General features: G+C 51.2%; 10 protein-coding genes. 6 read left to right on the forward strand and 4 right to left on the reverse strand.

Translation table 11 applies throughout. The features are described from left to right. Positions 1 to 81 precede the first annotated feature (81 nt). The 5 genes from AC1DF0_RS10670 (at position 82) to AC1DF0_RS10690 (ending at position 6,572) form a co-directional block, all read left to right on the forward strand. Positions 82 to 858 (forward strand): ABC transporter ATP-binding protein, encoded by a 777-nt coding sequence (locus tag AC1DF0_RS10670; RefSeq protein ID WP_442051532.1) that lies wholly within the window; start codon positions 82 to 84, stop codon positions 856 to 858. Continuing rightward, positions 833 to 2,788, forward strand: coding sequence for an ABC transporter permease (locus AC1DF0_RS10675; protein WP_477573909.1), 1,956 nt, complete (start codon positions 833 to 835; stop codon positions 2,786 to 2,788). Before AC1DF0_RS10670 ends, AC1DF0_RS10675 begins: the two co-directional genes overlap by 26 nt. 129 nt (positions 2,789 to 2,917) lie before the next feature. Then, positions 2,918 to 4,357 carry a spore germination protein gene (locus tag AC1DF0_RS10680; protein WP_442051534.1) on the forward strand — a complete coding sequence of 480 codons (1,440 nt, stop codon included), beginning with the start codon at positions 2,918 to 2,920 and terminating at the stop codon, positions 4,355 to 4,357. A gap of 14 nt (positions 4,358 to 4,371) precedes the next feature. Next, positions 4,372 to 5,448 carry a GerAB/ArcD/ProY family transporter gene (locus AC1DF0_RS10685; protein ID WP_442051535.1) on the forward strand — a complete coding sequence of 359 codons (1,077 nt, stop codon included), beginning with the start codon at positions 4,372 to 4,374 and terminating at the stop codon, positions 5,446 to 5,448. Continuing rightward, complete coding sequence (locus AC1DF0_RS10690; RefSeq protein WP_442051536.1) at positions 5,445 to 6,572, forward strand: Ger(x)C family spore germination protein; 1,128 nt, start codon at positions 5,445 to 5,447, stop codon at positions 6,570 to 6,572. Before AC1DF0_RS10685 ends, AC1DF0_RS10690 begins: the two co-directional genes overlap by 4 nt. Positions 6,573 to 6,650: 78 nt before the next feature. On the opposite strand, the gene AC1DF0_RS10695 is transcribed toward AC1DF0_RS10690, so the two are convergent. Genes AC1DF0_RS10695 through AC1DF0_RS10710 form a run of 4 tightly spaced genes read right to left on the reverse strand, consistent with a single transcriptional unit; the run spans position 6,651 to position 11,239 of the window. After that, complete coding sequence (locus tag AC1DF0_RS10695) at positions 6,651 to 7,262, reverse strand: metallophosphoesterase (RefSeq protein WP_477573910.1); 612 nt, start codon at positions 7,260 to 7,262, stop codon at positions 6,651 to 6,653. Between the two features lie 10 nt (positions 7,263 to 7,272). Further along, positions 7,273 to 8,442, reverse strand: coding sequence for an ABC transporter ATP-binding protein (locus tag AC1DF0_RS10700; RefSeq protein ID WP_477573911.1), 1,170 nt, complete (start codon positions 8,440 to 8,442; stop codon positions 7,273 to 7,275). Next, the gene (locus tag AC1DF0_RS10705) at positions 8,439 to 10,151 is read right to left on the reverse strand and encodes an ABC transporter permease (RefSeq protein WP_477573912.1); all 1,713 of its coding nucleotides are present in this window, start codon (positions 10,149 to 10,151) and stop codon (positions 8,439 to 8,441) included. The genes AC1DF0_RS10700 and AC1DF0_RS10705 overlap by 4 nt, the downstream gene beginning before the upstream one ends. After that, entirely contained in the window at positions 10,124 to 11,239 is a 1,116-nt protein-coding gene (locus AC1DF0_RS10710; RefSeq protein WP_442051724.1) for an extracellular solute-binding protein, read from the reverse strand. The genes AC1DF0_RS10705 and AC1DF0_RS10710 overlap by 28 nt, the downstream gene beginning before the upstream one ends. Positions 11,240 to 11,418: 179 nt before the next feature. Here AC1DF0_RS10710 and AC1DF0_RS10715 point away from each other — a divergent pair, with 179 nt between their 5' ends. Then, positions 11,419 to 12,321 (forward strand): LysR substrate-binding domain-containing protein, encoded by a 903-nt coding sequence (locus AC1DF0_RS10715; RefSeq protein WP_442051725.1) that lies wholly within the window; start codon positions 11,419 to 11,421, stop codon positions 12,319 to 12,321. Positions 12,322 to 12,332: the final 11 nt, after the last annotated feature.

Consider the following 12,332-nt stretch of genomic DNA (forward strand, 5'->3'; position numbering starts at 1 on the left):
GTAAATCGATGGGTCAGGGCACTCCCAGCAGCTATACTTGGGTTATACAAATGAAAATAATGTTTCTGGGAGGAACAAAGCATGAGCGTACTAAAAGCACAAGGGCTAGGCAAAATATACAGCAGCAAAGGAAATGTGGCATACAAAGCGCTGGAGGATATTGAGCTGCAGGTTGAAGCCGGAGAATTCGTCGGCGTCATGGGCCCTTCGGGCAGCGGCAAGACAACGCTGCTGAATCTGCTGGCTACGATCGATCGTCCAACTTCCGGGCAGATCGAGATTAATGGAGTCAATCCGAGCAGGCTTAACGAGAAGAAGCTGGCGCTGTTCCGCCGCCGCGAGCTTGGCTTCGTCTTCCAAGACTTCAACCTGCTCGATACATTATCGATTAAGGAAAATATTATTTTACCGCTCGTACTTGAAGGAATGACTCCTAAGATTATCGAACAAAAGCTGGCTCCGATTGCGGAGTTTCTACAGATTGCATCGATATTGGAGAAGCGGACCTACGAGGTGTCTGGCGGCCAGAAGCAGCGTGCCGCGATTGCGCGTGCCATCATCCATCAACCTTCACTCGTATTAGCCGACGAGCTGACGGGCAACCTCGACTCCAAAGCGGCGAAGGATGTCATGGATTCGCTGAAGGATATGAACGAGCGTTACAAAGCTACTATTCTGATGGTGACGCATGATCCGTTCTCGGCAAGCTACTGCCAGCGCATCGTGTTCATCAAGGACGGCAAGTTCTTCTCCGAGATTAGACGGGGAGCGAATCGCCAAGCGTTCTTCCAACAAATATTAGATGCGCTTAGCGTGCTGGGAGGTAACTTCGATGACGTTCCGTTCGCTCGCGCTTAGCAATATTAGAGGCAACTGGCGATCCTACAGCGCGTTTTTCCTTAGCAGCGTATTTTCCGTTCTGATCTTCTACATCTATGCAGCGTTTCTAGCTCATCCGGACGTCGTTAACGGAAATATTATGGCGGCTGCGAAGGTGCGCCGAGGCATGGTGTTCTGTGAATACTTGATCGTTATCTTTTCGTTCCTGTTCGTTCTTTACTCCAATTCTGCTTTCCTGAAGACGAGGAAACAGGAATTCGGATTATTCTCCTTGTTCGGCATGACGAAGGCGCAGCTTAGACGCCTCGTTATCTACGAAAATGCAGCGATCGCGGTACTGGCAATTGCCGTAGGCATCGGACTAGGCATGCTGTTCAGCAAGCTGTTCTTTATGGCGCTCGGCGTCCTTCTCGACATGGACGAGACGATCCCATTCGCGGTGCCGCTGAAGGCCGTATGGATGACGGGAGGAGGCTTCTTCCTCTTATTTATGGTCATTTCATTGTGGACGGCGCTTCGGATCGGACGAAATGAAATTATCGATTTGCTTAACGCGGCGCGTAAGCCGAAGGGACAGCTTGCCTATTCCAAATGGCTGGTCGCACTGGCAATCGCTTGTCTAGTTACGGCTTATGGCGTCGCACTCTCGATGAACCCGGAGACCTCCGCGGGACTGACGAGTCCGCTTATCGTTCTTGTCTCGGTTGTCATCGGCACGTATTTTCTGTTCACGCAGCTTAGCGTCCTGTTTCTACGATTCATTCAGAAGCGCCACGGTGTTTATTACAAACGAACGAATATGATCGTCTTTGCGCAGTTAGGCTATAAAATAAAAGATAATGCCCGCATCTTGTTCACGGTGTCGTTGTTAAGCGCGGTTATTATGACGGCGTTGGGCGCCGTTTATATTTTGCAAATCGGTACGACGAAACAAATGGTGGAGCGGTCGCCGTACTCGATCGTTTATATCGAAGAAGGCTTGAACAGTCATGAAGTTATCGAACCGAAGAAGATGGAGGATATCCTCCATGAGGATGGGTTCAAGGTAACCCGCGAAGCGAAGTTCACAGGGGTGAAGCTGACCGATCCGGTCGTGAAGTCCGGTGAGGTTGAACGAACTTATGATTCGAGCTGGGGCGGCGCTCAAATCATTAGCCTTAGCGATTACAATAAGTTGGCCGAAAGCGTCGGGGAGCCGATTCAAACGTTAAAAGAAGGGACGGTGAAATTATCCGTTCCAATCTACAACGTCAATCCATTCGGCAGCGGAACGGTGACCGGCAAGGTGAACGATGTTCAGCATAACTTCGAAATGGCTGAAGCGATCAATAATACGGTCATGAACACGACCAACCTAAATTATGTCACAGTAGTCATGGATGATTTGTCGTTCGCCCAATTGCTGTCCGGCGTACCGGATGACAAGCTTCTTGTCACTTATGCGTTCGAACTTAGCAATTGGAAGAAGGCGGGCGAAACAGCCGCGAAGCTGCAGCAGCTTGTGCCGGAGGAACTGCTTCCGCAGACGGACTTCGATCGTTCGATCCGTTATGCGTCATCTACGGAAGAGATCTCCCTTACCTTATTCATCGGCATGTTCATTGCGCTGCTCTTCTTTATCGCATCGGGCAGCATGATCTACTTCAAGCTGTTCACGGAGATGCAGGAGGATCAGGCGCAGTTCAAGTCGTTGTCCCGAATCGGAATGACAAGAGCAGAAATACGCAAAATCGTAGTGACGCAGATCGGCATCGTTTTCTTTGTCCCATGCGTCGTCGGCATCGTCCATACTTTATTCGCGATGAAGTCGCTCGACAACTTAATGGAATCGTCCAATTGGATCTATTCTTTCGTTGTTATCGGCATCTACATTGCGATGCAAACGATTTACTTCCTATTTGCTTGCGGCAACTACATGAAGAGCATGCTGCGAGGAGCAACGGCTTAATATACCATTTGCAAAACCGTACGGAGCAGCAATCCTGCTCCGTGCGTTTTTTTTTGCTTTGGTATAAATATCCTGCCTGAAGCTCAAATTAAGGTAGTTAATAGCTATACGGGCGGGAGTTGACGACTTATGGTTTTATCGAAATCCGAGAACGATAAGGACAACATGAAGCCTACGCTTCAGCATACGTTGGAAGAGTTTAATGATTGTGTGGACTTCGTGCATTATACATTTCCCGAAATTGGGATGGAGATGTTATTCTTCGAGCATTTGGTCGGGAGCGATCACTTCACGAGAGATGTTACCGTGCCCTTCTCGAATGCGAGCAGCGATGAGGCTAGACGGCTTCTCAACCACTCCCAATATGTTGAGATCAATGAAAACAAACCTTTCATTAAGGCTATATTAGATGGAGCGGTAGCCATCTTCTTTGAGAACAGCAGTTATGTGGTCGACGTCTCTAAGCCTGACTCCCGTTCGATTGAACAATCGGAGACGGAAGCGATCATTACCGGTCCGCATGATTCGTTCAACGAAGTCGCGGAGACCAACTTAGCTTTGGTTAGGAGAAGGGTCAAAAGCTCGCATCTGAAAACGATGAGGCTAGAGGTTGGCGAGGTTACAAAAACGAGCGTATATGTTCTCTATATTAAGGATTTGGCTAATATGGAGTATGTTAACGAGCTGCATTCGCGGATTTCGAAGATCGAGATCGATGCGGTATTGGACGGCAATATGCTCGTTCAATATATCGAAGATTTTCCCAACTCGATATTCCCGCTTATTCCAACGACCGAGAGGGTCGATGCGGCAGTATCGAAGCTTATATCCGGCCGGATCATTGTAATCGTCGATGGCAGCCCTTCCGTTATTTCGGCGCCTGCTTCTTTCTTCGAGTTTTTCTCTTCGCCAGACGATTACTATCAGCGATGGATGTTAGGGACGGCGACCAGGCTGTTAAGGTTTGTGGCTTTTATTATAACGGTGACGTTCACGGCGATGTATGTATCCGTAACGACGTTTCATTATGAGATGATTCCGGAGGATTTGCTGCTAACGTTAACGGAATCGCGTTCAAGGGTGCCTTTTCCTCCAATATACGAAGCGCTGTTGCTTGAATCGACTATCGAGCTGCTAAGGGAAGCGGGAGCAAGACTGCCCACCAAGATCGGTCAAACGATCGGCATCGTCGGCGGTATCGTTATTGGCCAAGCGGCCGTTCAAGCGGGACTTACAAGCAATATATTGATCATCGCCGTAGCTTCTTCGGCCATTGCCTCCTTCGTTATTCCGAGTTATGTGATGAGCGCATCGATTCGTCTTATCCGATTCGGACTGATTATTTTGGCGGGGCTGCTCGGAAATCTTGGACTCATGATGGGACTTATCATGATCGTTATCCACTTGTCGGGGTTAACGAGCTTGAAGGCCTCCTATTTGTCCCCTGTTGCGCCTATGAAAATCAAGGATTGGCAGGATGTATTCATGAGAGCGCCTTTCGCATGGCTGAAGGAGAGGCCTACCATATCTAGATCGCCGAATATGCGCAGAAACAAAATGAAGCAGTAGGGGGAGAACGGGAGTTGGCCAAGGAGAAGCTTTATCCTTTTCACGTCATGATCCTTACCTATATGACTCAGACGGGTGTTGTCGTCCTAAGCTTGCCTCGTATGCTTGCGGAAAATTTCGGGTACAACGGGTGGGCTGCCTTGCTTGGTTTCACCGGTGTCGCCGCTCTGAACATCTTCATCATCTCGCTCGTATATCGCTTCGGCAAAGGGAAGTCCATTTTTCAAATATTAGAAATGTCTTTGCCCAAATTTCTGTTGTATCCGCTGTATGCGTTTTTGGCTTGCTTATGGGCAACCACGGGCTGCATAGTCGCCAAAAACTACGTATCTATCTTCGAAATGGTGTCGTTAAGCACAACACATGTCATGCTGGTCAAGCTGCTGGTCGATATTCTCGTTTATTTTCTCGTCATCAAAGGCATCTATAACATCTCCAAGGCGCTTACGACCTTCTATTGGGTGACATCATGGATGTATTTGATTTTATTATTTTATGTAAGAGACTTCGAATGGGCAAGATTGACCCCATTTTTCTTTACCGGAGAGACGCATTTTGTACAAGGGGGGATGAGCGTATTCACTTCTTTCATTGGATACGAGCTTTGCATCCTATTGTTTCCTTACGTTGAAAAAAGCAAAAAATTTATGAGGGCGGTGCAATACGGCAATTTAATGACCGCATTTACTTATACGCTCATTTGCTTCATATGCTTCGGATTTTACAGCTTTGATCAGTTGAAGCTGATGGTCTATCCGATGCTTGACCTACTGTCGTATGTTAATCTGCCGTTCATTGAACGCGTTGACAACCTGCTGTTCGCGTTCTTCTTGTTCACGACGGTCGCGACGATAGCTATGTACGTGTGGGCATCGCAGGAAATGGTGAAACGGATGGTGCCGAAAGTAAAGGATAATCTGATCACTTTCATAATCATTATTGCGGTGTTCTTCGTTGCTTGGATACCGGATACAATTCCCGAGATAGGAGAGTGGCTTCAATATTTGGGATATACGGAGACGGGTGTTGCGTTCGGCCTTCCTCTCATGCTGATCGCCATTCTGCTCGTGAACAAGAGAGCAAGGCAATGACCCTCCTGCGCAAGCTTGCGTGGCTTCTGCCGTTTACGGCGCTTCTGCTGCTCACGGGCTGCGGAGACGAGAGAATACTGGAGAAGATGGGTTTCATCCATTCCACGGGATATGATCTCGTTCCGGCGGAGAACGAAGGGGAGAAGGATAAGCTGCGAGTGACGATTGCCGTTCCGAAAGCCGATCCGGAAGGAAAAATCAAACGGGAGACGATGTCGGCCGTCGTGGCGTCGAGCAAGGAAGCGAGAATCGAATTTTCGAGACAAACCGAGCTTTCGCTCGTCAGCGGACAAACCCGCAATACGCTGTTCGGAGTCACGCTTGCCCAGAAAGGGCTTCGGGAGCATATCGATACGCTCTTGCGCGATCCGGCCATATCTCAGCGCGTGAAGATCACGATCGTTAACGGAAGCGTCTATGAGCTGCTCATTAAACGATATCCGGAGCATCCGAGGCCGGGTCAGTATATGGACCGCATGCTGGATAAGGAAGCTTCCGTCATGATGATTCCGACGGTCACCTTGTACGATTTTACAAGAGACTTCTATGACGACGGCGTTGATTCGGTTGCGCCCATATTGAAGCAGAAGGGCAAGAACATTGCCTTGGACGGCATTGCCCTGTTCCAGGGAGATCGCTATGTAAGCCGAATCGACGCTGACGACGCACTAATATTCGCGATTTTGCGCCAGAACTTCAGACGCGGCGAGATGAGCATCGATCTGAAAAAAGCCGGATTGGGAAATGAACGGTTGTTGTTCAGCTCGATGGTCAGCAGCCGGAAAATCAAGGTCACTCATGGGGGAGACGGCGTACCCCGCGTTCAAATCCGAATGGTCGTCAAGGGCTCCGTACTGGAATACGTCGGCGCTCTTAAGATTGGCGAAGATCAAGACCGCCATAAGCTGGAGAAGCTGGTAGCGGAGTATGTAACGCTGCAGGCGAAGAAGTTGATTGCCAACATGCAGCAGCATAAAGCCGACAGCTTAGGCATCGGGAAGCATGTCAGGAACAGCATGAGCTATGCGGAATGGAAAAGCTTGAATTGGGACGAGGTGTACCCGAGGATAGAGGTTAGCTGCAGCACGGAGGTTGTAATCAAAAATTACGGAAAATTCATGTAAGGACAAGGCGTGAGCCGGAGCTGCTCCTATGGGAAACAAGAGAGCTTCCGGCTCGTTTTCATTTGCTAACAACAATGCTTATAAAGCTGGCGCCGTAGAGCAGCCGTAGCTGATGCCTTCATGCAGATTGACGAGCGTTAGCCGGTGGCCATGCTTGGCGCCCGTATCGATGCCGATTCGGTTGTCGCCATACCAGAGTTTCCCTGGCGGGGTCCCCAGGCGATGGGTTGGCGTATGTCCGAACACGATCGTATAACGTCCCTCTTCGCCGAACCGTTCGGACTTGGATCGGATGAAGTCGTCGCGAATTTCCGTCAGATCGCGGACGCTCTGCCGTTCGAGCGGAATGCCGGGACGGATTCCTGCGTGCACAAGTAAAAAGTGATCTTGAATGGTATATAGGGGCAGCGAGCTTAGCCAAGACCATTGCTTAGGGAATCGCAACTCCCCGTTACGTGGTTTGGCAAGCCTCAGTTCTTGATTGCCGAGCAACGCGATTGCTCCATGAGAGACTAGATGACGGACTTGATCAAGCGTTCCGTAGGAGGATTCATCGTCTGCGTTAATATAATCTCCCAGCAAAATGAGCCGATCACTGCTAGAGTCATAGTCTGCTTGTTGCAATAACTGATTAAGAGCGTCTTGATGTCCGTGAATATCGGATATGGCAAGCAGTCTGCTTTTGGGCAAAATCGATCGTCTACCTTTCTTCCTCAAAGTTGTATATGAAAGCGGAGCTTGGTCTTAGGTTGACCGCAATGCGGTCACCGGGAGACAACGGCTCCTCATGCAAGACGTACAGCTTCTGCTTCTGCCCCTCCCGGGTCTGAACGACCGACCGCCAGCGTATGCCCTCGAAAGTGCAATGAAGCACGACCGCTTGCAAGGCGTTGCTGATTTCGACATTTACGTCTTGAAGGATCGTCGCTTCTTCCGGCCGGAACATCAGAATGGCTTCGCTTCCTTCGATAAAATGTTCGTCAGCGTTAGGTGTTATGCCATGCAGCAAACGATCGCCCATCCGTATCGCAGCCCCCTGAGGCGTATGGACGAACGTCCCGCGCAGGCCGTTAATGGCGCCGAGCAGCGAAGCAGCCCACCGGCTGGCAGGCTTGCTGTAGCATTGCTGCGGCGTCCCGAATTGGTCGATTCCGCCCGCTCGCAAGATGAGCAGCCGGTCAGCCATAGCGAACGCTTCATCCGGGTCATGCGTGACATGGAAGACGCTGATGCCGAGCTTGCGGAACAAGTAGGCCATCTCGGTACGCATCTCGACGCGCAGCCTCATATCGAGATTGGAGAGCGGTTCATCGAGCAGCATTAGGTTCGGTCTGGTAGCTAAAGCCCTCGCGATCGCAACACGCTGCTGCTGACCGCCGGACAACTGCGGGGGCAGCCGATGCTCCAGCCCCTCCAGATGGAGCATCTCCAGTAATTCCGTCAACCGCTGATCGATGTCGCGGCGATCCATACGCTGTCTCCGAAGGCCATAAACGATGTTTTCGGTGACGTTCATATGCGGCCAAAGCGCATAATCCTGGAATACCATATTTACCCCGCGATTCTCAGGCGGGAGCATGCTTTTGTTAGACGCAATAACGCGGCCGTCCAACTTAATGTGGCCTTCATCGGGACTGGCCAGCCCGGCGACAAGCTGAAGCAGAGTCGACTTGCCGCATCCTGAAGGGCCGAGCACGCTAATGATTTCACCTTGGCGCATATCGAATGAAATGCCTCTAAGCGCTTGGAAGGAGCCGTAGTTTTTCGTTAGTCGGCTTACTTCCAGCAGCATTGCCGCTTGCGGCTTAGGATTGGTTTCGGTGGGAGCAGGAAGCTGTTCCATGGCAATAGCTGATAGATTCATGTTCATAGTCGCACCTCTTTGCGGCGAAGCAGCAGCTCAATCGCCAGAATAATCGTAATGACAATAATAGAGCCGACAATGGTAGCGGCTGAAGCATACCCGAAGTCCAAGTCTTCGAACGCCTTATTAATAGAGACGGGAAGCGTCATAAAATTCGGCGGGAACAAGATCGAGTTAACGGCAAGATCGAATACGCTTGAGCCGAAAGCCGCCAGTCCCGCAGAGAGCAAAGCGCCGCGAATAAGCGGGATAAGAATGAAACGAATCCGGCTGAAGAAAGATCCGCCTTGAAGCTGAGCCGCTGTTAATAAGCTATGCGGTACTTTGGCCATTGCTCCGACCATAAGCCGCGTTATGACGGGGATGGCGCCTGCAATCGCGGCAAGGACAAGAATCCATGGCGTGCCGTACAGCAGCAGGCCGATGGAAGAGAGCCAGCGTTGATTCCATACGAAAATATATCCGATGCCAAGCACGACGCCCGGAACGGCCAGCGTAACGATAGAGAATACTTCGATCGTCCGCTTGTAACGGAACTGCGAGTAGCTGAGCACATAAGCGACTCCTAGACCGACGAGCAGTCCTAGCAAAGCGGCTGCTGCCGCTATCATTAAAGAGTGGCCAAGCCCGCTGAGCAGCTCTTGCGAGCCTTCGAACAGCTTCCGGTAGTGATCGAGCGTCAAATTGCTCATTGATAGTCCGCCAGACTGCTGCTTCAGCAGCGACATCATGGCGTTTGCGCCGAACGGTATGCCAATAACGACGCATAAGAACAAGATGTTCGCGATCGCTAGCGGAGCCGCGTATTTGCCGGCGGGCTTCGGCACGGAAGGCACGGCGCGGGCAGACAGGAAGTCGAAGCGGGCGCGCCGCATCGCATAGAACTGGACGAACATGGCGATGCCGATCAGCACGACAAGGTAGAACGACAATACGCCGGCCATGTCGAACCGGATTGGCGACGTGTAGATCGCGGAATAGATCGAGTAAGGCAAGGTCGGAAACTTGTAGACGGCGGCGATAGAGGCCGGAAGCCCGAAGTCGCCAATCGTATCCATGAATACAAGCGCCGCTCCCGCAAGAAAGGATGGCATGAGCAGCGGTGCTTGAACGGTTCGCCAGACGGTGAAGGGCGTTGCTCCGCTTAACCTTGCTGCGTGTGACAGCTGATCGACCTTCCACTCCATGGCGGCATGTACGCTGAGATAAGCGAACGGGAACTTGCTAAGCGTCATAATGGCAATAAGTCCCATGGGCTGGAAGACGGCGTCCGTTACCCAATCCCATCCGAGCACACCTGCGGCGATCCCGTTGCCTGAAGCAAACAGTACCCAGCCTTGCGCCAATATAAAGGAAGGCGTGATGAGCAGCAGCCATACGGCACCGTCCAGCAGCTTGGCAGTCGGGAACGACCAAGCCGAGCGAATCATGGCGAGTACGCCGCCAAGCGTTGCGGCAAGAGCCGTTGTGCCGACACCGAGCAGAACGGAGTTCTCAAGCGACTTCTGCCAAAGCGGGCGGTGGAAAATTTCCAATAGAAGCTTAACGTCGCCTAGCTGCCAGCTGCCGAAGAAAACCCCGGGCAGCAGCACCTGAATCATGACTGCTGCCAAGGGATAGAGAACAAGAATGAACAAAATAATGCTGACGGACCATCCGAGACGATCCCTAATGATGTGTCCCATCGCTATTGCACGGACTGGTCGGCGAACCATTGCTTGATCGCCGCTTCATTCTCGGATGCCCATGCTGCTTCTGTAGCTACCAGCTTCGCTCCGGCAGCGCGATCCGCTTTCGGCTGTACGCCGTTAACGGACGGCTCGAAGTAGCTTTCCTCGCCTTGATCGATGAGCGCCTGCTGCGTCTTGGCATCAAGCAGAAACTCGACGAATGCTTTGGCTGCATTCGGATTTTTCGTATCCTTTTGGATTGCGGCTACGCGAACGGATGCAGGGGCTCCCTCTTCAGGCCAAATGATTTCGATCGGCTCGCCGTCGTTTTTCATTTTGTAGGCATTGCTTTCCTGCAAGGCAGCTACTGTAATCTCGCCTGATGTCAGCGCGCTAACGACGTTCGGGTTTTTCGGGTACACATGCAGATCGTTTTTCATGAGAGAATTAAAGTATTCCTTGCCGCCATCCAACGTTTTTTCATTGAAAAACCACGATACGAACGGATAAGCAGGCGCAGCGACGGCAGGGTCGGCCATGCCGAGCATGCCTTTGTACTTGGCATCTGCGAATGCTTCCCACGTACTCGGAGCATCTTCGGCTTTGACTTTGTCCTTGTTATAAACGATAACGCCTGCTGCATGCGCGCCGGTAGGGAAGTACCACTGCTTCTCCGGGACGAAAGCTTTCGCGAAGTCCGTCAGATTAGCCGCATTATTCGGTGTCCAGCCCTCAAGCAGCTGTCCGTTAGCCCCTAAGCTGTGGATGGACGGCATGGAGTCGAGCCAGAGTACGTCCCAATGGGGATTGCCTTTCTCTGCTTCGACACGGGACATAATCTCTGCGCCGTTGCCGACAACTACCTCGACTTTATAACCTGTCGCTTCTTCGAACAGAGGAACGATCATTTCATCAAAATCATTTAAGTAGACGGTCAGCGTTCCTGCGTCTTGGACGGTTTCGGGACTTGCTTCAGGCGCTTCAGTGGTCGGCGCGTTCGTTGCAGCCTCTCCCCCAGCAGCGTTGCTGTTGTTGCCGGCATTGTTCGTGCCGTTGTTGCCGCATGCGGCGATTACGATCATGACAGCTGCTAATAACAAGAACCCCAATTTACGACTCCACGTTTTATTCATTTTCTGTGTTTCCCTCCGATAATCTATTTTCGTACAAGTTAAATGTAGCAATCGTTTGTTAGACGGGCGTAAAGTAGAGTTTCAGATTTTATTAAATATGCTCTATGAATATTGATGTTCATATAGATTTTATCTATATTAAAATAAACGAAGAGAAGAAGGCTGATGGGGGCGGAATAATGAATGTGCAGCAGTTGAAAGTGTTTTTGGAAGTATGCGGGGGGAAGACTTTAGCCGAAACCGCGGGCAAGCTCGGACTCAAACAGCCGACGGTCAGCTTTCATCTGCGCAAGCTTGAGGAGGAGCTGGGTGTCGAGCTGTTCCGCAAGCGCTCGCGCAGCCTTCATCCGAACGATGCCGCCGCCGAGCTTCTCCCATACGCCAAACGGATCGTCTATCTCATGGACGAAGCTAAGCAGACGATGGCTGAGCGGCGGGAGCAAGGAGAAGGAAAGCTTAGGATCGGGGCCAGCTATACGCCGGCGACCTATGTGCTGCCGTCCTATTTAACCGAGTTCCGAAGCTTGTATCCGAAGGCGAGCTTAATGCTGAACGTGAAGCAGGCTGAATCGGTGCTTGCGATGCTGCATAATTATGAGATTGATGCGGCGATCGTCTCCCTTGGACATACGTATGAAGCAGGATTAATCGTACTCCCGTTATTGACCGATGAGCTTCAACTGCTCATGTCTCCGCAGCATAGGCTTGTGGATTACAAGGATATTTCAATCGACGATCTTCGAGAGGAAACCTTTCTCTTGCACGAGACAGGAACAACCTCGCGTACGCTGTCAGATGAGTGGGCTGATCAAGCCAAACTCCAGTGGTCAGCCGTTATGGAGCTGGGCGCGATCGAAACGATCAAGGAGGCGCTGAAGTGCAATATGGGAATCGGTATCCTGCCGCGCCGCAGCGTAGCGCGGGAGATTAAGGCCGGTGAGCTCGTCATGCGCGAGCTGCCAAGCTACGTGAATCGCAGGCAAATATGTCTAGCCTATCGAGACGAGGAGCAGTTATCGCCCCAAGTGCGTGCTTTCATCGAATATATGAGACAACGGATGAACGACAATGATAAGCTGTAGAAAATAAGAGT

The sequence above is a fragment of the Paenibacillus sp. 05T425 genome (assembly GCF_056396205.1).